Below are 24,977 nucleotides of genomic sequence, written 5' to 3' on the forward strand. Positions count from 1 at the left end.
CTTAAAAATATGTTTCGTCTAAAGCTGTCTTCTTTGACAGCACGATTTCTTTTAGTTCGATAGATTCCGTCCCGGTGATTTCCAGGGTCTCCATTTTCAATGATACAGGTCCTGCGGGCAGCGTAATAGTACCGGCATAGTGTACTGCCCAATGCCGCTCTGGTGCCTCTTCTCCGCGAGGAGCCCGATCCGGCGAGGGAAGTGGATCCACATGAAATGCTTTAGTCACTACTGTCTCCAATGCTGCTGCTCCAGCCGAAAGCCGTAACTTGCAGCCGGTATTTTCCTTAGCCAGGTTGTACTTAAAGTACACGTGGTACGTAGCAGAATCCATGACCTCCACAGGCCAGCTAAAAAATGCTTCGGTCTGGGTCCAGTGATCGATCCAATCATGAGCCCAGCCGTACTGCGCATAGTACGCTATGCCGGTATGCTTTCGATCTTCTCGCTGAGGAAACGGCGGATAGAGCTCAGCCTCATGTGCCGGCAAAATATTTACCGGATAGGCATCATATCCCACGGGTATCGGATTGATTTTCTGGTCCGCAGCTAAATTCAGCGAGGCTTTCCATTGCGTGTGCATGCCTTCCAGTTTCGCCATCAGCTGCACCGAGTCCTTTGAAATATCGTTTTGCTGTCCGGGATCTTGCCGGATGTCATACAATTCATTATTGACTAACAGGTAATCTGGAGTACGTACCCTTCGTCTGTCCCACCATGCTTCGTACAGCGCATCATGCACTTCACCGTCGGCCTTTCCCTTCAGACGGGCGGACAGGTCTTTACCATCCAATGCCTTATCAAACGCATAGCTTATGCCGGTGAGCGACTGTATGGTAGGCAACAAATCGATGTGCGCCGAAAGGGCCTCCACGGTGTGTCCGGCCGGCAATTTTCCTGGCCAATAAAACAGGCATGGCACTTTCACGCCACCTTCGTCTACACTGGCTTTTTTCCCTTTCAGCCCCGCATTGTAGCGATAGTTTACTGGTCCATTGTCAGAAAAGAAGACTACCAGTGTCTCATTTTCGATGCCCTTGGTTGCTAGCGAAGCAAGCAATTTCCCGATGTTTTCATCGATGTTTTCGCACATGCCATACATGGCGGCATTGAAATCATCGAGCCCTTTGGCCTTGTACTTATCAAAATAGCGGTCTGGCACCTGAGCCGGAGTATGCGGCGTGTTATAGGGCACATAGCAGAAAAAAGGCTTGTCAGCAGCTACAGCCTCTCCAATAAAATCAATGGCGGCATCTGTGATGACGTTGGACAAGTATCCTTCAAAATCCACCACACGTCCATTGCGTTCTATTTTGGAGTCGAAGTAATTGGTGTAATGTCCACTGGCAAATCCCACAAACTGATCAAAACCTCTGCCCATCGGGTGGTAAGGGTAGTGAGCTCCATTGTGCCACTTGCCAAAGCAGCCTGTGGCGTAATCATTTGCTTTGAATGCCTGAGCGATGGTCTGCTCATCCAGCGACATGTTTTCCCTTCCGCGTGTAACGCCCGTCACGCCGGTGCGCTGGTGGTAGCGACCTGTCAGAAAACTTGCGCGTGTAGGTGCACAAACCGGACTCACATAAAAATTGGTGAGGTGAACCCCCTCGCGTACCAGCCGATCTAGTACTGGTGTTTCCAACCACTCATTTCCCATAAAACCAAAATCACCGGCACCCTGATCATCCGTCAGGATCACCAACACGTTGGGCTGACGAACCTGTTGTTCGCTACTCGTGCAAGAAATCAGGAGTCCACACACCTGCATGAGCAGTATGTATGCTAGCGACCTCTGATAAACCTTCCATCTGTACTGCGAACTTTTCATTGATCTGTGTTTTAGCGAAATCTGGAATTGAAATAGGTTAAACGTTTAAATGAGCCCTAAAAGTACTTTTTTTGTTTTATGTGACCAAATAATCCGCGAGAAAAAAAGGTATGTCCACGCTTACAAACAACTGCCCCAGTGTCTTACGCATCGGCAGAAATAGCCTCACCCAATCGGAGGTAATTCTGATAGCGCTCAGCGTAAATTGCCCCTCGGGAAGGGTTAGGCTCATAGTTTTTGTCAAAACCATTACCCATATGCTGCATGGCTTCCAGTACATCAGGATATACACCCGCTACAGTAGCTGCAAACATGGAAGCACCATGTGCACAGGTCTGATCTGCTCGATGCACACGAATCGGCATCTGCAGGATGTCGGCGAGCATTTGGAGGATAAACGGCGACTTACGTGCTACGCCCCCTACTGTCACGATTCCCTTTACAGGGATACCCTCACTGACGAACCGGTCCACGATCGCTTTGGCACCAAAGCAGGTAGCTTCTGCAAGTGCCCGATAAACTCTGGGCGCATTGCTGCCTAGTGATAGCCCCATGAGCACACCTTTAAGTTGTAGGTTGGTATCGGGAGTTCTTCTACCGTTTAGCCAATCCACTGCAAGTTCCAGGTCGGTAGTGAGGGGTATTTGATCTGCTGCTTCGTTGAGTCGTCTCAAGATGCCATCTGTCAGTTCCTGTTTGGTAGCCTCGGACAAACCACCTCCCAATTCAGCGATAGGCCAGGCAATTAGTTCCTTAAACCAGGCATACACATCACCAAAGGCAGATTGACCTGCTTCCAGTCCGATCATTCCCGGAATGATACTACCATTTACTTGTCCACAAATGCCTTTAATGAGCTTATCTCCCAATTCTGCAGCTGGTACTGCCAACATATCGCATGTAGAAGTCCCCATTACTTTACTTAAAAAGTACGGTTCAATCTGACCGCCTACTGCGCCCATGTGTGCATCTAGTGCACCTACTCCCACTTGTACCGTCTTTGGTAACCCCAATTTTTGAGCCCACTCTGTACTGATCACTCCAGCTGACTGATCTGAGGTGTACGTTTCCTGATATAAACGATCTCTAAATCCTGACAACAGCGGATCCAACGTGGATAGAAAACTTTCTGAAGGCAATCCCCCAAACTCCGCAGCCCACATGGCCTTATGACCTGCCGCACAAACGGAGCGTTTCATTTGAGCTACGTCGGTACCGCCGGTGAGCAAAAAGGGCATCCAATCACAATGCTCTACCCAGGAATGGCATTCGGCCCGCACGGCATCATCCACACGCAGGATGTGTAGCAGTTTGGACCAAAACCACTCCGAGGAATAGATGCCTCCTGAATATTTTAAATAGTCTACATCACTTTTTGTGACATGTGCATTGATCTCCTCAGCTTCCTGAGCCGCTGTATGGTCTTTCCACAAGACAAACATGGCATTTAAATTTTCGGCAAATTGAGGCTTTAACGCAAGCGGAACTCCCGCCTGGTCTACTGCTACTGGTGTAGAGCCTGTGGTGTCTATGGATATGGCTTTGATAGCATTTCTCACGTCTGCTGATACCTGCTGCAAGGCGCCTTTTACCGTAGCTTCGAGGCCCTCCAGGTAGTCAAGAGGGTGCTGGCGAAACTGGTTTTTGGCAGCATCTACATACTTGCCGGCTTTGAAGCGCGGGTACTCAAACTCACTTGAGGCTTGCTCCTTGCCATTGGCAGTATCTACCACAACTGCTCGCACGGAACTCGTGCCAAAATCGATACCGATTACATAATCACTCATAGTCACTTGTATTTGAGGTGAGAGTAGCTTAGCCTAGTTTGTAGGCTGCAATTTCTTTTGTGAAAGGGCGTAATATCCTACTACCACAAAACAGATCATTGGTACCAAAAAGGCCAGTTTGATACTGCCTGTCTGATCCGAAACCTGCCCTTGTACAGCAGTGAGTACCGCTCCACCCAGAATGGCCATAATAAGCCCTGAGCCACCTATTTTAGTGTCTTTTCCGAGCCCGGTCATCCCCAAACCGTATATGGTAGGAAACATCAATGACATAAAACCAGAAATACCGACGAGTGCATACACAGCTGGAATTCCTGCTCCAAAAATTACAACCAATGTACAAAGTACTGCTCCAGTAGCACTTACCAGAAGTAGCTGCTGTGGAGAGAAAAAGCGCATCAGACCTGTAAATACAAAACGGGCTACAGCAAACAAGACCAATGCTGCCATGTAGTAATTGGCTGCAAGATCTTCCGTGAGACCAAGCTCCTGCATCACGTAGCGGATGGTAAAGGACCAAACTCCAATCTGGGCTCCCACGTAGAAAAATTGTGCAATCACCGCCCAGCGATAGTTGGCCACTTTTACCAGGCGCTTCACACTAGGCATGAGATCGAGCTTTTCTCCGGCATCAGAAGCTTTTGGCATGTTGCTAAATCTGACCAGCAGCCAGATGACAACTAAAAAACCCGCCACCCCGACGTAAGGTCCCATCACAGACACCAACTCCTCCGCCTGAATGGCTTTCAGCTCAGCTGCATCCATGCTGGCACGCTCCTCGGCAGTGGAAAGGTTGAGATTAGAGAGGATAAAAATTTTGCTCAGCAATACACCCGCCATAGAACCGATGGGATTAAACGACTGAGCCAGATTAAGACGCTGAGTAGCTGTATCAGCTGATCCCATAGCCAGGATGTATGGATTGGCGGCAGTTTCTAATATGGACAGCCCCCCTGCCAAAATGAACAACGCCGCTAAAAAATGTCCATACACCATGGTAATGCTTGCCGGATAAAACAACACTGAGCCCAGGATAAATAGCGACAGACCAAAAAGAACACCCGTCTTATAGGTGTACTTTTTGATCAGAATGGCAGCTGGCAAAGCCAGCGCAAAATAAGACCCGTAAAAGGCTATCTGAATCCAGGAGGTCTGCAGATCGGTCATGCTCATAATGCGCTTGAAAGCTGCGAGCAAGGTATCGGTCATGTTATTGGCGAGACCCCACAGAAAAAACAGGCTGGTGACCAAAATGAATGGCCATAAGTTTCCTGCTTTGATCAGTTTCTCAGATGTTGTTGCCATATGCTCGGTGGTATATCCTGAATGTTGCAGTTAGTACAATGGTCCGTAAGTGCTACAAGCTCTGTAGTCGGCACCTTCCTTGTCCATACCGAAGGCATTCCAGGCAGATGGGCGGAAGATTTTTTGATCACTGACATTGTGCATGCATACAGGTATACGCAGCATGGATGCCAGTGTCATGAGGTCTGCGCCTATGTGGCCGTAGCTGATAGCACCGTGGTTCGCACCCCAGCTGTTCATCACGGAGTATACATCCGTAAATGGTCCACTTCCTGTGAGATTGGGTACAAACCAGGTGGTCGGCCAGGTTCTGTCTGTGCGCTCGTCGAGTGCGCTGTGCACATGATCCGGCAGATCGATGGTCCATCCCTCAGCGATTTGCAAAGTAGGGCCAAGTCCTTTGGATAGGTTGATTCGACACATCGTTACGGGCATACCGCCAGTAGTGAGGTAGTTGGAGGAGTAGCCACCCCCGCGGAAGTAACCCAGATTGGCCGGATACCAGGTGGTAGCGTCCAGACAGTCTTGTTTTTCAGCCTCGCTGATTTCCCAGAAAGGCTTCATGACTGGCTTACCATCTATTTTTTGTCTTCCACTACCGTCCAGCGTAGCAGATCCGGAGTTGATCAGGTGGATAAAACCATTGGCAGCTTGTCCTTCAGGTTTCCAATCTGTTACACGCTCTACAGCATCTGGACTCCAGTAAGTCCGCACATCAGCAAAAATCTGAGCGGTATTGGTGAGTAAGTAATTAAAAAGCATCGAAACGCCATTGAGCGAATCATTCTCGGTAGCGACCATATAAGGCGCTCGGATACCATTCCAATCAAATGACGAATTGAGGATAGCCTCCGAAAAGTCTCCATTTGGTAGGAAATCGGTCCACTGACGCTGCCCCTGAAAACCGGAAACCAGTGCATCGTGCCCTTGTGCTTCCTCTCCATAGCCCATTTCTGCGAGCTTAGGATTTCCCTCCATCAGGTCTCTGATGATCAGGGTCATTTTCACCACAAACTCCCAACCCTGATCTTTTTGATCCCTGGAACGCTGGATTTTTTCTTCGTTATAATCTTTGCCTTCAGCGCAGTTTTCTTTGGTCCATTTGAGTGCTTTTTCATACTCATCCTTATCGTAGATGCCCTGCTCGATTCGGCGAAGCACTTCTGTGCTGTCTACGTATTCATTGCGCATGCCAAGGTAAGATTGGAAAAAATCAGAACTGACTTCTGACCCTGCGATACCCATCGAGACACTACCAATCGCCAGGTAGGATCGACCTTTCATAAGCGCTACAGCCATTCCCGCACGAGCGAAACTCAAGAGTTTTTCGCGTACGTCAGCAGGAACAGTTCGATCTGTAATGTCTTGCACATCCCTTCCATAAATCCCAAATGATGGCAGTCCTTTTTGGTTGTGACCGGCGAGTGTGGCTGCCAGGTATACAGCTCCTGGTCTTTCAGTACCATTAAAACCCCAAATAGCTTTAGGAATGGCAGGATCCATATCCATGGTCTCGGTACCGTAGCACCAGCATGGGGTCACCGAAAGCGAGACACCTACATTTTCCCTTTGAAATTTCCGAGCGCAATCAGTTGCCTCTTTTACTCCGCCAATACAGGAGTCTGCAATGACACACTGCATGGGTGTTCCGTCAGGGTATTTTAATTCGGAAGTGAACAATTCAGCCACAGTTTTGGCCATATTCATGGTCGTTTCTTCTAGCGACTCTCTCACACCTCCCAGTCGTCCATCGATGATCGGACGTATTCCAATTTTTGGATATTGATATTGATCTGCCATATTTCTTTCGTTTAGGGGCAACCTATTTTATTTAAACGATTAAACTATTTCGTAAAAATGAAGGCACTCGATTAGTGCCTTATCTCGATTGTGATTTATTCAAAATCAGATTTGTACCTGACATTCAAAAAGCAAGACTTTGCTAGAATTAACCAACTCGAAACAAGTTCAACAAATATATGGTTAAACGTTTAATCTTTACTTTTTTTAAGCACTTTTTTAACCTGTTTTTTTACTTCAGCTTTGCCAACTCGCTGGAAATGACCGGTAAAACAATGTTTTCCATCACCTGATAGCCTGCTACATTTGGATGCACACCATCTTCTCCGTATTTCACCGGAAGTCCTCCACCTTTATTGGTGAGTGCAGCATGATAATCCACCAGGGCCAGGCCCTGTGCCTCGGCATATTGCTTAATGAGCTGATTGAGGGCAATGATAGTTTCTGCGGGTGTAAGCTCAGGTCGCCAGCTGAAACGATCTGCAGGCAGCACGGTACACAAAACAGGCGTGATCCCATTGGCTTGCGCCAGCTCCACCATAGACTTAATGTTAGCAAGCGATTCCTCAATGGTCATCGGCCCGGTATTTTGAGCTACGTCATTGGTACCAGCTAGTATCACTACAGCCTTTGGCTGCAGGTCTATCACATCCTGTCGGAATCTCAACAACATCTGAGGGGTTGTCTGGCCACTGATGCCTCGACCGATAAACCCATTTTCACTAAAAAACTCAGGTCGCTGACTAATCCAGGCTTCTGTAATGGAGTTGCCCATAAAAACCACCTTCCGGTTTTCCTTTGGAAGTAATTTGGCTTCTTTATTAGCACTACGATATTTCTGTAGGTCAGGCCAGTCTTGAGCCTCTGCTGCTGATAGCCCTAAAAACATGAGAATTGCTGCTAGTTTTTGTTTCATCATACCATATAAAACATTAAATGTAAGCATAGGTAACACATCCTAAAAAGTCCAATTGAAATATAGGCATTCATAGACTTAGCTACCTCCGTTTTCGGAATCTCTTGAGCTAAAAAAGCACCTGACTCTTCACATCCGTGCTCCATTTGATGTGACTAGCCAGGCGCCTGATTATAAAACACCCCAAAGAGGTACTTTAAGGTTTAAATCCGGCATTGTCATTAATCTCTCAATTGACAATTTCGGATTAAACTGCCAGGTTGGGTTGCTTTGCACGCATAATCTATATGACCGTACCAACCTGGGCAGTATATCATTTGTCGTGTTTCACGATCTTGATTGATTTACTACTTCCATCCACAAAATCGATGGCTAGCACATAGACTCCTCCGGCTAGTTGCCCTACGGCCACTTCCATTTCCGTCAATGCCACACCTGCTTTTGTCAGCACTACCTGACCAGTAAGTGAAACTACTTTTACACTGCTGATCGCGCTGCTTTCTGCTGCAATGGTCAGGTACGAATCAAATGGATTTGGATATACATGCACCTTGTGCTCAGCCACTCCCAGTGTGGTGTTGCCATCACCCCACCAGTAGCCATTGGCCTTGGCATCAGGAATCAAGATGTCATCCATCTGATCCAGGCTGGTATCTCCCCAGCCATTTTCTCTCCAGTCGGTCCAGCTACTACCTATGGCCTCCAGTGTACGCGCACCCAATGCGAAACCATCCACATCGATCACATAATCGTAGCTCCCCGGATAGTCCCACTCGGTACACATCACACGGTAGTCTTTCATCCACTTTTGCACGGTAGCAGTAGTAGGTGTGCTGTAGAGGTGATAGGCAATGGTGGTGTAGTTCCAGTCCAGATCATTGGCATAGCTCGTTATCACCTGCTCATTGGTCTCATCACAGTTGTTGAAACTAAAAATCAACATTTCACGCTTGGGTGCTTTAGTACGGATGGTTTTATAGACCTTCAACAATTCTGCTTTAAAATTGGTAGCGATATACTTCGCTCCATCTCCAAATGCAGGCTCATTGAGAGGCTCGTAATACACATACTCGTTGTGCTGGTAGCGGTCGGCTACTATTTCCCAAAATGCATTGATTTGGGACATGTCTGCTGAGGCATAATTATCCGTAAACTGGCCCACCGTATGGTAGTTGATGATGATATTCATACCAGCTGCGGTGGCTCTGGCCACACTGTAGTCGATGTATGGAAGTGCTTCTTCCAATGTCCAGTAGTCATAGTTTTCAAGTTCGTACCAAGGATCGACCCAACCGAGTCTTACGGTGTTAAGGCTTCTTTCTTTGATATCCTCATAAGTACTCTGCTCAGTAGCATAGGCCGTTGCACTTTCGAGTTTCTTACCAATTGTCACAGGTGTACCTCTCATGCGCTCACCTTTGCTATCCACCAGCGTCCCTACTCCAGCGCTTGCAGCATCAATCATTTGCTGATTGCTAATGGTAAACTGTTTTTCTGCTACGACTCCACTACCATCCGTAGCGTTTGCTTGCACGGTGACAGTACCATCGCTGATAGCCACCAGCAACCCATCTCTCGTCACCAATGCGTGCTTAGCACCCGCTGCAATGCTCCAGGAAATGGATGTATCCTGTGCATCTGAAGGCGTAATGGTCGCGCTTAGTTGCATCATGCCATTGTCTTCACTGATCCCATCAGCAGCTGCTGAAATCTCCAGGGCTGTGATCGGATTTTCGTTTGGAGTTCCTTTATATCGGATATTGTCCAGGTAGATCTCCTTTGTTCCTTGCGGGAAAAACGCTATTTGACGGTATTCTTCTGGCTCCAGGCCAGTCAGGTCATACTCCAGCGTGACCCAGGTATTACCAACAGGTACCTCGAGTGTTGTCTCAATGTTGGCCGGCAAGCTGCTATCGATAGGCTCATTGATATTCATTTTGACAGAAGCGCCCGATCCGGGCACATAGACATCCACCCATACCGCAGTTATCTCCTCGGTAAACGGACTTGCATCATACCATTTATTCACTGCTTCCCAATCTCCAGTGAAGGTCAGGTGCAGCACATTATCAGAAGTATTGAGCCCAGAAGCGTCTGGATTAGCCACTTGCATGAGCGTACCTCCATTCCATACTCCCCATGAACTCAGTCCATTTTCAAAGTCATAAAAGGTCACATCTTTGATAATCTCATCCGTTTGCCCTGATATGGTGTAAGTCTTTTCTGCGAACACATCGGAGCCATCTACCGCCTTGGCGCGAACGGTTACCTCACCATTGCTCATAGCAGTAAGCAGTCCTGTCTCACTCACGGCAGCCACCTCAAATCCAGCAGTCACTGACCACTCCACTGTCTTATCTGTGGCATCCTCCGGCAATACCTCAGCTGTCAGCTGCAAGGTGCCTTCAGGCTCAGAAATCGTTGTAGTTCCATTATCCTTGATTTCTACGGAGGTGACAAGTACTACCTGCCCGGAAATCACATATTTTTTTTCAGCGAAAACTCCAGATCCATCATTGGCCATCGCTTTGACTTTGATTTGCCCATTGGCAACAGCCGTCAAAAGACCTGTATCATCGATGGTGGCAAATGCTTCTCCTTCCGAAATACTCCAGGAAACAGTCTGATCAGTGGCATCATCCGGGCTCACTTTAGTGCTAAGCTGCAACGTGCCACCATCTTCAGAAATTCCTTCTTTCCCTTGATCTTCTATTTCGATAGCCGTAACCAGCACCGGTTGTCCAGAAATGGTGTATTGTTTCTCAGCAAAAACTCCAGATCCATCTTTGGCCATCGCTTTTACAGTCACTTCACCATCTGCCTGGGCGGTGAGTACTCCTTCATCGCTGATACTCGCGAAAGTCTCCCCAGCAGATATACTCCATGCCACTGATTGGTCGGTTGCATCTTCTGGTGAAACCGTAACGGATAGTGCTAAAGTACCGCCAGGCTCATCAATGCCTGTAGCTCCATTATCGTCGATAGTGATTGCCGTTACCAACACAACTTGTCCAGAAATCACATATTCTTTTTCATCAAATGCTCCATAACCATCTCCAGCTGTAGCTTTTACCTTCACGGTACCATTAGCTGTAGCCGTAAGTAATCCCGTTTCGCTGATGGTAGCAAATGCTTCTCCTTCTGTAATGCTCCAAATCACTGACTGATCAGTAGCTGTATCTGGTTTTACAGACGCTGAAAGCTGCAGGGTTCCCTGATCTTCGGAAATTCCGGTAGCTCCACCATCTTCGATGGTTATACTGGTAACTTTTACCGGCTGACCTGAAATGGTGTAACTGGATTCTGCAAATACGCCCGAGCCATCTTTAGCCAATGCACGAACGGTAACTGTCCCATTCGCTGTGGCAGTTAGTAGCCCTGACTCATTAATAGTAGCAAACGCTTCGCCATCAGTAATGCTCCAGGTCACATTTTTATTGGTAGCATCTTCTGGCAGCACACTTGCACTTAGCTGCAGCGTACCACCTTCCGTGGAAATACCTGTTTCACCACCATCTTCTATGGAAACGTCGGTCACGAGTATAGTTCCAGACTGATTGGAAATGGTGTAGGTCTTCTGTGCGGTAACACCACTGGCATCGTTGGCCGCAGCCTGTACAGTGACCTCTCCATCAAACTGAGCTGTAAGCAATCCTTCCTGAGAAATAGAAGCTATCTCACTACCCGCTACAAGACTCCAGGTTACCGAAGCATCCGTAGCGTTTTCTGGTGAAACCACGGCCGAGAGCTGAAGAGTACCTTTATCTGTATCTATCCCTGTAGCTCCTCCATCTTCTATAGTGATTCCTGTGACCAATATCGGTTGATTGGAAATCGTAAACGTTTCTTCACCAAACACTTCACTGCCATCATTAGCGGTAGCACGTACAGTGACCTCACCATTAGCAGTTGCAGTCAACAGTCCTGTTTCAGAGAGAGTTGCGAAGGATTCTCCAGATGTAATGGTCCAGGTGACTGATTGGTCCGTAGCATCTTCAGGGCTCACTACGGCCTGTAGCTGTAAAGTACCTCCTTCGGTATCAATTCCTGTGGCACCGTCAGCATTAATACTAATTGCTGTGACAGGAACTACCTGATTACTGATCGTAATGATCTTTTCTCCAAAAACTCCACTTGTATCTTGTGCTGTCGCACGAACAGTGACCTCACCATTCGCTTTCGCAGTGAGTAAACCTGCAGCTGAAATTTGTGCCAGCTCGGAACCCGCCACTATGGACCAGTCTACATCTGTAGTATCCGCATTGGATGGAGTTACCTCAGCAGTAAGCTGAAGCGTTCCTCCGTTTTCAGTGATTTCAGTTACATCATTGGGTGTATTTACCACAATAGATGTGACTTTTATTCCTTGATTAGAGGTGCTGATAGTCAACTGGCTACTGAGAGCTGTATTGTGCTGAGAGGTGACTTTCACGACAACTTCTCCGTTACTTTTCGCTACCAGTTTACCGTCGCTTAGAAGATCAGCATATTCAGTTCCTGAAACCAACTCCCAGGTCACATCCTGATACCACGTATCTGAAGGTGTAAAAACCGCTTGTAGCTGCAGCGTATCTCCCATCTGATCTATAGTGGTGACCTCATCGCTGATAGCCACAGCCTCAAGCTCTACCGGAATACCCATGAAGTGGACATTGTCTACATAGAGTTCTTGAAAATAGTTGGGAGCCACTACAAAGCTCGTATAGCCGTATGGTGTAATTCCATGCGCGATCAGGTCGACCTTTAGCGTCACCCATTCATCTTGAGTAGTCATAGGGATGACGATATCATGTATCTCTTGAAGCGTATCACTAACCCGTTGATCGATTCGGATTTTCACTTTAGATGTGACGTTGGGTACGTACACATCCACCCATACTTCCTCCACGCCATTCACGTAGGGAGATTCTCCAAAATAATAAGCAGCAGGCTCATAGGAACTTGGCGCGGTTACTTTAATGACTTTGGCTGAAGTATTGATCCCTGTTGCGTCTGGGTTGTTGGCGATCTCCACGGTACCATTGTCCCAGGACTGCCAACCAGACAGGTCTTCATCCTCCAGATCGAAGGTAAGGTAAGACTCCAGCTGAGCCTGACCGGTGATGGTAAACGTTGCTTCACCATAGACTCCACTGTTATCCGTAGCGCTCGCTCTCACAGTAATGCTGCCATTGTTCCGGGCAGTGAGCAGCCCGTCTTCATTGATGTAGCCAAAATCAGTTCCTGATTCTATCGTCCATTCTACGCGTGTGCTATCAGCGTTCTCTGGCGTAATGCTTGCGGTAAGCTGCAGCGTGCCTTTATCAGTAGCTATTCCTGTGGCACCTCCCTCAGCTGATACTGAAATGGCCGTCACAGGAGTTCCAGGGTCTGTACTGGTTTTTTTGAAAGTTAGGTTATCAAAGAATACGGAATCTACACTTGGGTTGAATCCAAAGTTTTTATACTGACCGGGAGTTACATCCGTCAGATCAAATTTCAAAGTTACCCAGGTGTCTGCTGTGGCTACTGTTTGGGTCTGCTCGGTCCCTGCAGTGCTATTGGCACTGTTATCGAATCCAATTCGCAGGCTACCGGTGCTACCTACATAATAGGCATCCACCCAAAATTCATCATAATCACTGTATGTAGTAGGGTCATCTATCCAAAGGCCACCGCCTCCCCAGTCTCCGTAATAGACCATTTTCAAGGCCTTAGAGGAAGTGTTGATACCCGAAGCATCTGGATTGTCTACATTTTCTAGTTTGGTAGGATCCACTCCACCAGGTTGCCACCCGCCCGAATAGAAAGGAGAGATGGCTCCGCCCTCAAAATCTCCCAGAACGAAATCGCTTTGGGCAAAGGATGTCCCACACACTGCCATGCACCACAGCAGTAGAAGTATAGTTCTTTTCATCATTTTTTAGTTGTTTGGTTTGGTGATAAAGCATCCCTGGTGCTTCACCGGGATGCTTATTTGATGGTTAGTCTTTTTCTAGAAAACGTACATTATCTAGTCTAAAGATCATTGGGTTTTCAGGAGAATACCCGGTATTCACCGAAGTGTTGAATTCAAAACCTACACGACCTACGGTAGATGGATCCAACGGTTCATCTGTAGCGTCTCTGGCGGTAAAATCGGACAATGGAATAGATACCAACTCCCAACTATCGGTACCCTCTATTTCATATACCCAGTGGATGCCGCCATCTGTACGCAATACCACATCTGGCTTAGCACCAGTGCCTGCACCGGTCACATAAGCCTGGAAAAACACCTTAGAAGGATCCGTTTGCTGAATACCAAAATCTTCGCTTTGGTTGGTAGAGCCACCGAGGTAGTAATTTTCCAACGTGCCATCCCAGGTATACTGGTAATAGCTACCATCTACAGGGTTTTCATCGTTTTCCCCACCGCTTGTCAGGTCACCCCAGGTCCACCATTGTCCTCCGTCATCTCCATTGGGATGGGTGCCATTGTCATCAAAATCTGACACCAGGTAAAATGTACCCAAATCCAGCTCCAACCGACCTGACGAAAGGGTATCGCCAGCGGTAGTAACTACCCGGACATTAGCACCCTCTACAGCATCTTCTGGTACTTTGGCCTGAATGGTAGTAGAGGTGCTAGCTACCACTTCCATGGGCAAATCCCCAAAGAAAACCGCTTGAAGGTTTTGGAACCACTGACCAATAATCCCAACCACATCACCAGGTTCTGCTACTTGCACACTAAACTCTTCGATGAATGGGTCTGGCTGCAAAATGGTAAAATCAATAGTAGTGAATTCCCCTTCACTATTGTAAATCTTCACCGTTTGTGGTCCCAGCTCGCTACCGGCCTCTTCATCAAAAGGCACATTGACCATCAGTGTGATATCCGACTGTACAGCGGGGTTATACACCGCATTCACCTCGGTTTCAGTAGCTACGGAAGTAAAGGTGATTCTAGAAACATCAGAGAACCCAGCTCCATCGATAAAAATCAAGTCACCGGGAAACCCTTCTTCTCCAGATAAAGAGTCTCGGGTGTTGATCACTTCCTGAATTTCAGGCATGGCCATCTCTTCATTACAGGCCATCAGCAAAGGCAGCGCAATTGCTAGCAGCAAGCCTTTCCATCTATTGTTATGTTTTTGCATTTTCATGAGCTTGAGGGTCTATTGGTTACCAAAATCATAAGGAACAGGTGCTTCATCAGGCGCTAGCATAGGGTTTTTGTCCACGTCGGCCTGAGGAATTGGCAGAATAAACTGACTATCATTGATGGAGGCCAGCTGATAAGGATTTTCTATCGTGCCACGTTGCTGCGCCAACAAAATTGACTTGGCACGATCCTTATCCATGAGCCTTTTCAGGTCGAAAAAGTACTGACCTTCGTAAGCAAACTCTACTCGTCGCTCGTGCAGGAGATCCGCTTTGGTAATAGAAGTTTTGGCTTCTAAACCTGCCCGCTCACGAACCTGATTAAACGAAGCAAGAGCAGCTGCATCAGTAGTTACCCCATTGGTACCCAGGATAGCCTCAGCATGCATCAGCAATACGTCTGCATATCGCATTAAGTATGTGTTATTTCCTGTACTCATGAAGCATACATTGCCTTCAGCTGGACTTCCCGACACGTACTTTCTAAAGTGCGGCACGGTGCCATTGTAAGTATACCCACCTTCTTCAGACTTCAGATCAGGATAGTAGTTTCCGTTTTCCATGATGGTGTGATACTTGCGACCATCACCCTCTTCATAAGCATCGATCAGGTCTTGAGAAGGCTTATAGCTCCCCCAGCCATCTCCTACTGTGGTGATATTTTCACCGAATGGTGCGGTCCATGCCTGGGTAGTGTTTCCTTGTCCCCAGCCCTGACATGCTACCCATTGCAGTGCAAAGACGGACTCAGAGTTGTTATCGAACTCTTCTTTGTACAAGTTGCCGTACTCCGGCAGCAGCGCAAACTGGCCACTAGAGATTACCTCGTCCAAAAGAGTCAGCGCTTCATTGTGATTGCCAAGTGTTAGATGAACTTTAGCCAGAAAAGCATTGGCTACCTGCTCTGACAGTCTACCGTTTTCCTGTCTGCTAGAAGGCAGCATCTCAGAAGCGGCTGACAGATCTTGGATGATGAACTGATAAACATCCGCTACCGGGTTTTTAGGCAGTAGTGTGTTGGCCGCATAGTCCTCCATATTGGCATCCAGGATAGGTATATCCCCAAAAAGCTGTACCAGTTGGAAATATGCAATCGCACGCATGGCCATTGCTTCTCCTTTCACACGCTGTACGCCTTCTTCCGTGACATCTGGCCCAAGCCGATTTTCAAGGTTGTCTAGTACGGTATTGGCCGTAGCCACCACCCACCACAGGGAAAAGTAACCTTCGTGCACGAAATCATTGGTGGCATTGAGGTTCCAGTTTCGAAACTGAGCAAATGAACCACCTGTAGATGATGCATTGCCAGCGTAGATGTCTCCAGCACACGCCAGCAAGTGATAGTTGTAGTAAAACCATGGCGTATGGTACATAGCAGCACCTGCCGCTAAAAGCTGATCGTCATTATTGAAAAAGTTGTCAATAGTAAGGTTGCTTCTGGGGGGCTGATCAAGGAATGATTCCTCCGCACACCCCATCAACAACACTACTAGCGTGATCAGTCGAATCTTTGATTTGAATATTTTTAGCATGACAATTCAGATTAAAAGTTCAAGTTGAGACCTAATTGCATGATGCGAGGCACAGGATAGCGCCCGGGATCTAGCCCAGTGAGTCGGGCATTCTGATTGTAAGATCCAATGGCAGGATCAAACCCTGAGTACCTGGTAAAGGTGTAAAGGTTTTGGAACGTCGCATAGACTCTCAGTCGGGTGATGTTTAGCCTGTTGATCACAGGAGCTGGGAGCGTGTACCCAATGGTGACATTTTGAATGCGTAGGTATGAGCCATCCTCTACAAAGCGATCGGATATTTCTGTAGCGTTGCCATTAGGGTCACCTTGCACATATCTGGGGACGTTCGTATCAGTATTCTCTGCAGTATAGCGATCTTTTACCACGGTAGACACATTGGAAATCACCTGAGCCATCCCTTCTGTGTAGTGCCTGTTCCAGTTGTAGATGTCGTTGCCATACGAGCCGTTTACAAATATTGACAAATCAAAATTTCTGAATTTCACGTCATTGCCAAAACCAAAAGTAAAGAGCGGATGCGGATTACCGATATAGGTCTTGTCTTCGCCATTGATAACCGAATCACCATTGATGTTTTGCCATTTGATATCTCCCATCCAGGTACCTTCTGGCCCTACTTCGCCCTGATAGGGTGCATTGCGTACCTCTTCTTCACTGGTAAAGAGTTTGTCTACCTTATAACCCCAGAACTGTCCCAAAGGCTGGCCCACATCGGTTTGGGTGAGCACGTTGCTCCACTCAAATGTTTCTTTGATGGAGGCCACACCATTTGGCATACTGGTGAGCTCGTTGCGGTAGTGTGAAAAAACCACATTAGTATTCCAGCGTAGCCCATTTTTATCGATGTTTACGGTCTTCAGCGAGAGGTCTACTCCCTGGTTTTGCATTTCGCCAGCGTTGATGGTGGCAGGGTTTAGCCCCAGCCAGTCGAATGGGCTAATAGCTCCATAATAGTCCATAGAAGGCACCACAAGCAAAAAGTCACTTGATACTTTCTTAAAAAGATCCACGTCGAGTTTTAGTCGGTCATTCAAAAAACCCAGCTCTACACCCAGGTTGTAAGACACCATGGTCTCCCAGCTTAAGTTGGGATTTGGAATGTTGTCTTGCAACAATGCTGGCCCATACGAAGACGGAATGTTTCGCAGGAGTGCACCGTAAGCATATCCCCCTACGTTTTGGTTACCTGTCTCACCATATCCAGCACGAATTTTCATCCAGTTAAAGGCTCCATTGCTCGGGAAGAAGTTTTCTTCACTAAGCACCCAACCTGCTGAAAACGAAGGAAAAACACCCCATTTATTGCCAATATCGAAGTTGGAAGAGCCATCTGCACGGACAGTTCCTGTAAACAGATAGCGATTTTTGAAGGTATAATTTACTCTGCCAAAATAAGACATCATGCCCCAGTAGGCTACTCCCCCACCATTGGTAGCGGTGGTCTGGTCTCCAGCTGATAATTCCTGAATGTCATTGGTGAGGTGTCCACGAACAGTACCATCGATCCAGCGGTATTCGTTTTGCTGCATTTCGTGACCACCCATCACGGTGAGTTTGTGCTGACCAAACTGCTGATCGTAAGTCAGGTAGTTTTTCAGCTGCCAGTATGTATTATTAACAGACTTTCTAATGGAAGTAGCTATTTCATTTCCGTTGCCTATCTCGTGCATTGGGTTAAAAACCCCGGAATTGTTCACATTGAAATCATAGCCCAACTCTGATCTCCATTTGAGGCCTTTTAGAATATTAATTTCCGCATAGGTATTCCCCAGGATTTTTTTACGATCAAAGGTGGTATTTCGAATTTCAGACCAGGCTACGGGGTTATTGATGCCTCCGGTACCTTCTACGATGGTGGGTCCACCCCAGCCACCATCTGAGTAGGCTACAGGAATGTCTGGTGCGGCACGGAGCGCCCCGGCAATAATTCCATCCGAAGCGTCTGTGAGCGTTACGTGCTCCTTAGACTTACTGATGTTTACGGAGTTCCCGATTTTGAACCAGTCGTTTACTTTATGGCTTACATTGATCCGGAATGAAAACCGCTGAAAATCTGTGTTCAATACGATTCCATCCTGATCGAAAAAGTTCATGGAAGAATAATAAGTAGTAGATTCATTTCCCCCCGAAACGCTAATCTGGTGGCTTTGCACAGGAGCCACACGGAAGATTTCCTCTTGCCAGTTGGTACCCTCACCTAATCGCTCAGGTCTGGAATGTTCTAGCGATGGATCCCAACCCACCTGCGGACGAATGTCGTTTTGATACTCTGCATATTCACGCAGGTTCATCATATCCAGCATTTTGGAAGTCTGCTGAACGCCATAGTAGCCTTCATAGCTGATCTTTGACTGCCCCTGCTTTCCTTTTTTGGTGGTGATCAGCACTACGCCATTTGCTGCACGCGAACCATAAATGGCTGCTGCAGATGCGTCCTTGAGTACTTCGATCGATTCGATATCTGACGGGTTGAGTGTGGATAGTGCAGATACACGCGTCTGTCCACTTCCTCCGCCCAGGTTACTAAAGTTGGCTGTCTCGTTGTTTTGGTTAGCCTCTAGTGGCACACCATCCACTACGTAGAGTGGTTCATTATTACCATTCAGCGATGTAATACCTCGAATACGTACAGAGATACCACCACCTGGTTGTCCGGAGTTTTGGCGCACCACCACTCCTGACAAGCGGCCCTCAAGTGCCTGCTCCAGTGATGCTAGTGGTTTATCCTCTATCGCTTTGGCGTCTATAGAGGATATGGCCCCAGTGAGGTCTCTTCGGGTTTGCGTACCATACCCTACCACCACCACTTCACCAAGTGTCTGAAGATCCTGACTCAACTCCACGTTGATAACTGATTTACTTCCTACTGGAATCTCTTTGTTTTGAAATCCCACGAAAGAAATTACCAATACCTGATCACCTGATGAAACGTTTAACTTGTAGTTCCCATCAATGTCAGTAACGGTTCCGGTCCCAGTTCCTTTGATCTGGACCGCTGCCCCAGGGAGTTCATTGCCCTGGTCATCTGTGACTGTACCTGTTAGCATTCGCTCCTGCGCAATGACACACATGCTGTACATCATTCCCACGAGCAGTACGCCAAACCTTAAGGTTGCTTTCATAATCATCTGTTTATTAGGTTAGATTTTACCAAAACGAGCGTGTAGCCTTTCTTTTGCTTTCAAAAAAATGTAACAGAAAAAGGAGCACTTTCTCCGCCAAATCCTACCACATCCACATCGTTATGTTTAAACGTTTAATTGATTATGGTTAAACGTTTAATCTTTAAAACAAAACTGGCTACAATGTAGTAATAATTTGTTATTAAATCCAAAACATTAAATTGGAAAAATTAACAAAAAGGTATCACAAACTAACGGTGACCGTTAGTTTTTATCGGCCATCAGGCGCCCACTGCACGATTTACCAATTACAAGTTCTGCTTGTAAGCTCTTTTGCACTTTTGGCAAAGAAGGGTCGTCTATTTGGCTAATGAGAATGCGCACAGCTTCCTCACTCATGGTCACCAATGGCTGCTTCACATATGTGAGTGGACAATAGTAAAAATCAAAAGCATCACCCTGGTCAAAACACACAATCGAGATGTCATCTGGCACACGGACATTAAGCTTATCAAGGTATTTGAGCCCTTCCACAGCCAGTGTGTTGGTTGCAAAAAATATGGCATCAATGGGCTTGGGGCCATTGAGCAAATCATCAATCCCAGCCCTAACACCTTCTTTTACCTGATCAAAGTTCACTGCCTTCAACCAGCTGTTATCAAAAGAAATGCCATGGTTTTGTAAGGCCATGCGATATCCGCTAACACGATCTCTCATATGCTGTAGGCCATTGGAATAGGCGATCATCCCTATACGCTCATTACCCGTATCGATCAGTCGCTTCACTGCCTGATAGGCTACTTCATGGTTGTCGATGACCACATAATTGGACTCGCGCTCGGGCAATCTACGGTCAATCAGCACATAGGGCTTGTTGTGATCTTCGAGGTACTGAATCTGATCATTGGAACCTTCGCTTGGCACTATGATAAACCCATCCACTTGCCGATTCATCAAAAACTTAATCAACCCCCATGACTTATCGGCTTTCTCGTCTGAACTACCAAAAATCACCGTATAGTCCAATTTGGCTGCTTCATCTTCCACAATACGGGCGATGTGTGCGAAAAATGGGTTGGAAATATCCGCCACGATCAATCCGATGGTATGTGTCTTACCACTTTTAAGGCTTTTGGCTATTTGGTTAGGCTGATAATTGAGCTCTTTGGCTACTTTTTTGATCTTCTCAGACATTTCCACACTTACCCGGCTATTCGCTCCTTTGGAGAGTACATAAGATACCGTAGCTATGGAAACACCTACTTCTTTAGCAATGTCTTTGAGGGATGTTTTTTTCTTTTTCATGAATGAATATTTACCAATAGGGTTAGCAGTACTATTCGCAGCCACCTGCATTCAAACCTTTTTGGTATTGCAAGCGCTCTGGATAAAAAGGAGCACGAAAGGATTTTGTTTCAAGAGAAACCGTCGGTATCTCTTCCAAACAAAGATATGCTTAATCGATTAATAATAAAAACAACTCTGCACCTCCGAATCCCGCCAACCTTAAATTAATGCGCTATTTCTAGCTATAAAAAAAGCCCCAACCAAATCTGGCCAGGGCTCACGAATTATGCTCAAAGTGAATTTATCAACCAAAATTCAACTCTGGATAGTCTTTCCAGTATTTGATTTTTTCCTCGTAGAGTGCGTCTAGCGAAATCTGCACACACTTGGAAGTGAGTGCGCCTGTTTCCAGACTGGAGATGACCGGTTTGCCTTCCGTGATGGATTCATAAAACTGCCTCAAAGCATCCAGAGTAGGATCATTCCCAGGTGCTTCGATAGGCACGGCCTCTCCGCGTTGCCAGGCATCCATAGTGGCTCCAGACACTCCATCCACCATACCTTTGAGTGCTTCGCCTTTGCGCTCGCTATAGATCACTCCTTTGGTATAGTCCAAAATCATCGTCCCTTTTTTGCCCAAAACCTTTATCTGGTAATCTTCAAAACCATTGGTGGTGGTGCACTCAAAAGAAGCGTCTAGTCCTGAAGGGTACTCAAATAGCAGGTGTACATTGTCAAAAGTTTCTCTACCGTCTTTCCAATGATCTATGCCACCAAACCCGGTGATTTTTGCCGGGTGGCTTTCGGTCACCCAGTTGATAAAATCTATCTGATGCGACATAAGCTCCGCAACTAACCCTCCGCTGTATTCTCTATACATGCGCCAGTTGATCATCCGCTCCCACTTAGGGTCTGGCACTGATCGGCGCCAGTTACCGTTTCTGTTCCACTGACATTCGTATGCCGTAATTTCTCCCAGGTACCCTGAGCGAATGATCTCCAGTGCACGATTGTATAGCGGGCTGCTATGGTACTGATGCCCGGTCTGAAAAACTTTATCTGTTGCCTTGGCTTTGGTAATTACCGCCTGTGTTTCGGCGATACCTTTTACCATGGTTTTTTCACAATACACATGTTTATCGGCATCCAGGGCTGCCAGTGCTATTTCGTCATGCGTACTCAGCGGAGTAGCAATGATCACCGCATCCACTTTTTTATTTTCTAGCAACCCCTCATGCGAAGCATAACCTTTGGCACCAGGAGCTAGTTTGAGCGCATGCTCCAATCTAAACGGAATCACATCTGCACACGCTACCACATCCAAACCTTCGATTTTGTTGGCCAAATTGATGAGCCCTGTACCGCGCTGCCCAGTACCAATAACTCCTAGTCGTACACGCTCCTTCCCAAAAGACATGGCTGAAAGCATAGAAGGCAAAGCCATGGCGCCTCCAGCAGCCAGTACCCCAGTTTTCAGAAATGTCCGTCTCGCTTTTTGATTTTTCATGTGTATATAATTGATTTTCAAAGGCACATGGAATTCACATGATCCTTTTATTCATCCCCACCTGCCTGCCGGCAAAGGCAGGGTTGGTGATTATTTTGAATAAAATGATCATGCTCATTTCATGTTTTAGTTCAATTCTCGAATTTTAATACTACGGTAGCTTACCTCGTTACCATGATCCTGTAGGAGGATGCAGCCTTCTGGCCATCTGCCAAAATTCTCCCATTTGGCATATTTGCTATAGGCCACCAGGGCCTCAAACATCTGAGAGAAACGGTCGTACTCCACTACCAATTGGTTGTTTAGCCAATGCTGTACTTTGCCGTCTTTGGCCACAATACGTGCCTTATTCCACTGCCCGATGCCTTTAAATTGCTTTTGACGACCTGTTACTATACGGTCTTCGGCACGAATCAGGTCATACAATGAACCCACCGTACGGTTTCCATTCACTCCTTTTTTTGCGTCAGGGTGTTTTTTATCATCCAATATCTGAAACTCACAACCTATGGCCGAGCCCGACCCTTTGTTGAGAGATGGATCCACATAGTACTTGATCCCACTATTGGCTCCTTCTGTAATTTTAAATTCCAGCTCTAACTCAAAATTGGCGTACTTGTCTTTGGTGACGATATCTCCAGGACCCGTAGACTCCCCTCCATCAGTCGCCAGCACGGTCAACTCTCCATTTTCCATTACCCAACCACTTTGCGGAAAATCATCCAGCTTGGCTCCGCGCCAGCCTGCATTGGTCTCACCGTCCCACAGCAGCCGAAAGCCATTGCGTTTTTCCCACTCCGTTAGCTCGTTTTTCAGGTAGCTAATCTCATCCACCTGTGGATCCGGAGCTTTACGATTACTTTCCAGGTTGGAAGTAAGGATACGAATGTTTCGCCATTTCATCTGTGCACCTTCCAGGTGGTCCTTCCAGATACTATGCACCTGCAAGCCGATGTGGCCTTCTGCAGTCATATTATCTACAAGTCTGGCACATTGCACTCCATTAATCCAGGTATAGATGGTATTGCCTATCGCTTCAATGCGTACCTTGTTCCAGTCTGCAAGCTTTAGGGCGGTTCGTGCCTTTTCATTTCTCCCAAGCGGATACAGCCACCCACGACGTTGCTCATCGTAAATACCCCCTGAATACCCGCGATCTGAAGGGTCAATCTCAACCTGATATCCATGAAAAACACCATCTCGGTAGGCCTTGTCTATGTTGGACCTGATCTGAATGCCCGAGTTTAACTGACTACTGACATGTACTTCCAGTTCGAGGATAAAATCACCATATTTTTTATCTGTGATCAAAAAACTGTTTGGAGTATTGGGAACTGCCGTGCCTACAATCACTCCCCCCTCCACGGTGTAGTTGGCCTGTCCTCCGACCTGTTTCCAGCCTTTGAGGTTTTCTCCGTTAAACAGCTCTTTCCACTGTGCATTGATCGAAAGGGTCAATCCTAGCACTAGCGCGCCAACTAAAAATATCCTGGTTGAAATGGTTCTCATCAAATGTCGGGTTTGAATTTTCTGAATAATAACACTTTTAAAATTATGTATTTTCTACACAGAAAATGATGAATCAAACAAAAACCAGGCCGTGAAATCACGCTTCATGGCAAAATAGATAATACGACCAGTGTTTTGATGAGATAATCCATACTCAAAATCTAAAAAGCCAGCGTACTCTGGCACGCTGGCATTCTAGTGTAATTAATAAGTTTTGTAATCAGGCTTCCAGTACCTTTCTGATGGCCTGCAGTTCATCAGCGCTAAACTCCAGGTTGGTAAGCCCATTGACATTGGCCTTGAGCTGATCGGGTGTGCTTACTCCCACGAGTACGGATGTGAGACGTTGGTCTTTTAGCAGCCACGCAATAGCCATCTCACTCAGCGACTGGCCACGATCTGAGGCGACCTGATGAAGTGCTTTGATTGCTTCAAGCTTTTGCTCCACCGCTTCACGCTGTAAGTAGGTCATACCTTTGGCAGCTCTGCTGTCCTCTGGAATCCCATGGACGTATTTATTGGTGAGCATGCCTTGCTCTAGCGGACTAAACGCTATACAGCCAACGCCATACTGATCGAGCACATCCAGCAATCCATCCTCTACCCACCGGTCAAACATGGAATAGCGTGCCTGATGTATGAGACAAGGAGTTCCCAGCTCATTTAGAATTTTGATAGCTTTCTCAGCCAAATCCGCTGGATAATTGGAGATTCCCACATACAGTGCCTTTCCCGATCTTACGATATGGTCTAGCGCTCCCATAGTCTCTTCTAGCGGTGTATCTGGGTCTGGTCTATGGTGGTAAAAAAGATCCACATAGTCCAGATTCATTCGTTTGAGGCTCTGATCTAGGCTAGAGATGAGGTACTTACGGGAACCCAGATTGCCATAAGGGCCGGGCCACATATCGTAGCCTGCTTTGGAAGAAATAAAGAGTTCGTCTCGGTACGGCAAAAAGTCTTCATTGAAAAGTCGACCGAAGTTGGTTTCTGCTGCGCCAAAAGGGGGGCCGTAGTTATTGGCCAGATCAAAATGCACTACGCCCAAATCGAAAGCAGTACGGAGTATGTTTTGTGCTTTGAGCAGGTCATCTGCATGGCCGAAGTTGTGCCAAAGGCCCAGCGAAATCATGGGTAGCTGGATGCCACTGTGCCCACAGCGCTTGAAGGGCACCTGCTCATAGCGATCCTCCGCTGCATAGTATTTCTTATATCCTGATTTGTCGTTGATTTGCATTGATGTGGTATTTCAAGTA

Annotated in this window: 13 protein-coding genes; all 13 read right to left on the reverse strand. The window is 46.9% G+C overall.

Annotated features, from left to right (window positions below; genetic code table 11):
* Position 1: 1 nt before the first annotated feature.
* The 13 genes from C7460_RS04240 to C7460_RS04300 all read right to left on the reverse strand — a co-directional run bounded on the left by C7460_RS04240 (position 2) and on the right by C7460_RS04300 (position 24,958).
* Positions 2-1,828, reverse strand: coding sequence for an arylsulfatase (locus tag C7460_RS04240; protein ID WP_115866838.1), 1,827 nt, complete (start codon positions 1,826-1,828; stop codon positions 2-4).
* Between the two features lie 143 nt (positions 1,829-1,971).
* The gene (locus C7460_RS04245; RefSeq protein ID WP_115866839.1) at positions 1,972-3,615 is read right to left on the reverse strand and encodes a ribulokinase; all 1,644 of its coding nucleotides are present in this window, start codon (positions 3,613-3,615) and stop codon (positions 1,972-1,974) included.
* Between the two features lie 33 nt (positions 3,616-3,648).
* A complete protein-coding gene (fucP, locus tag C7460_RS04250) occupies positions 3,649-4,920 on the reverse strand; it encodes an L-fucose:H+ symporter permease (protein ID WP_115866840.1) in 1,272 nt (423 codons plus the stop codon).
* Positions 4,921-4,950: 30 nt separating this feature from the next.
* Entirely contained in the window at positions 4,951-6,720 is a 1,770-nt protein-coding gene (locus C7460_RS04255) for an L-fucose isomerase (protein ID WP_115866841.1), read from the reverse strand.
* Between the two features lie 232 nt (positions 6,721-6,952).
* Entirely contained in the window at positions 6,953-7,639 is a 687-nt protein-coding gene (locus C7460_RS04260) for an SGNH/GDSL hydrolase family protein (protein WP_115867069.1), read from the reverse strand.
* A 310-nt stretch (positions 7,640-7,949) separates the two neighbouring features.
* A complete protein-coding gene (locus C7460_RS04265) occupies positions 7,950-13,535 on the reverse strand; it encodes an Ig-like domain-containing protein (protein ID WP_115866842.1) in 5,586 nt (1,861 codons plus the stop codon).
* A gap of 64 nt (positions 13,536-13,599) precedes the next feature.
* The gene (locus C7460_RS04270; protein WP_115866843.1) at positions 13,600-14,763 is read right to left on the reverse strand and encodes a hypothetical protein; all 1,164 of its coding nucleotides are present in this window, start codon (positions 14,761-14,763) and stop codon (positions 13,600-13,602) included.
* Between the two features lie 12 nt (positions 14,764-14,775).
* Complete coding sequence (locus tag C7460_RS04275) at positions 14,776-16,293, reverse strand: RagB/SusD family nutrient uptake outer membrane protein (RefSeq protein ID WP_115866844.1); 1,518 nt, start codon at positions 16,291-16,293, stop codon at positions 14,776-14,778.
* Positions 16,294-16,304: 11 nt separating this feature from the next.
* Positions 16,305-19,418, reverse strand: coding sequence for a SusC/RagA family TonB-linked outer membrane protein (locus tag C7460_RS04280; protein ID WP_170147884.1), 3,114 nt, complete (start codon positions 19,416-19,418; stop codon positions 16,305-16,307).
* 264 nt (positions 19,419-19,682) lie between these two features.
* Complete coding sequence (locus C7460_RS04285) at positions 19,683-20,723, reverse strand: LacI family DNA-binding transcriptional regulator (RefSeq protein WP_115867070.1); 1,041 nt, start codon at positions 20,721-20,723, stop codon at positions 19,683-19,685.
* Between the two features lie 286 nt (positions 20,724-21,009).
* Positions 21,010-22,212: a Gfo/Idh/MocA family oxidoreductase gene (locus tag C7460_RS04290; RefSeq protein WP_115866846.1), complete on the reverse strand. Its 1,203-nt coding sequence runs from the start codon at positions 22,210-22,212 to the stop codon at positions 21,010-21,012.
* A 126-nt stretch (positions 22,213-22,338) separates the two neighbouring features.
* Positions 22,339-23,721, reverse strand: coding sequence for a 3-keto-disaccharide hydrolase (locus C7460_RS04295; protein ID WP_115866847.1), 1,383 nt, complete (start codon positions 23,719-23,721; stop codon positions 22,339-22,341).
* Between the two features lie 220 nt (positions 23,722-23,941).
* On the reverse strand, positions 23,942-24,958 hold the full coding sequence (locus C7460_RS04300) for an aldo/keto reductase (RefSeq protein ID WP_115866848.1): 1,017 nt from the start codon (positions 24,956-24,958) through the stop codon (positions 23,942-23,944).
* Positions 24,959-24,977: the final 19 nt, after the last annotated feature.

It is taken from the genome of Marinoscillum furvescens DSM 4134 (genome assembly GCF_003386095.1).
In the GTDB taxonomy this organism is placed as follows: Bacteria; Bacteroidota; Bacteroidia; order Cytophagales; family Cyclobacteriaceae; genus Marinoscillum; species Marinoscillum furvescens.

Coding starts and splice junctions, on each gene's coding strand:
- C7460_RS04265 (WP_115866842.1), bottom strand. CDS start 13,535: ATGATGAAAAGAACTATACTTCTACTGCTGTGGTGCATGGCAGTGTGT.
- C7460_RS04300 (WP_115866848.1), bottom strand. CDS start 24,958: ATGCAAATCAACGACAAATCAGGATATAAGAAATACTATGCAGCGGAG.
- C7460_RS04275 (WP_115866844.1), bottom strand. CDS start 16,293: ATGCTAAAAATATTCAAATCAAAGATTCGACTGATCACGCTAGTAGTG.
- C7460_RS04290 (WP_115866846.1), bottom strand. CDS start 22,212: ATGAAAAATCAAAAAGCGAGACGGACATTTCTGAAAACTGGGGTACTG.
- C7460_RS04280 (WP_170147884.1), bottom strand. CDS start 19,418: ATGAAAGCAACCTTAAGGTTTGGCGTACTGCTCGTGGGAATGATGTAC.
- C7460_RS04285 (WP_115867070.1), bottom strand. CDS start 20,723: ATGAAAAAGAAAAAAACATCCCTCAAAGACATTGCTAAAGAAGTAGGT.
- C7460_RS04260 (WP_115867069.1), bottom strand. CDS start 7,639: ATGATGAAACAAAAACTAGCAGCAATTCTCATGTTTTTAGGGCTATCA.
- C7460_RS04255 (WP_115866841.1), bottom strand. CDS start 6,720: ATGGCAGATCAATATCAATATCCAAAAATTGGAATACGTCCGATCATC.
- C7460_RS04245 (WP_115866839.1), bottom strand. CDS start 3,615: ATGAGTGATTATGTAATCGGTATCGATTTTGGCACGAGTTCCGTGCGA.
- C7460_RS04270 (WP_115866843.1), bottom strand. CDS start 14,763: ATGAAAATGCAAAAACATAACAATAGATGGAAAGGCTTGCTGCTAGCA.
- C7460_RS04295 (WP_115866847.1), bottom strand. CDS start 23,721: ATGAGAACCATTTCAACCAGGATATTTTTAGTTGGCGCGCTAGTGCTA.
- C7460_RS04240 (WP_115866838.1), bottom strand. CDS start 1,828: ATGAAAAGTTCGCAGTACAGATGGAAGGTTTATCAGAGGTCGCTAGCA.
- fucP (WP_115866840.1), bottom strand. CDS start 4,920: ATGGCAACAACATCTGAGAAACTGATCAAAGCAGGAAACTTATGGCCA.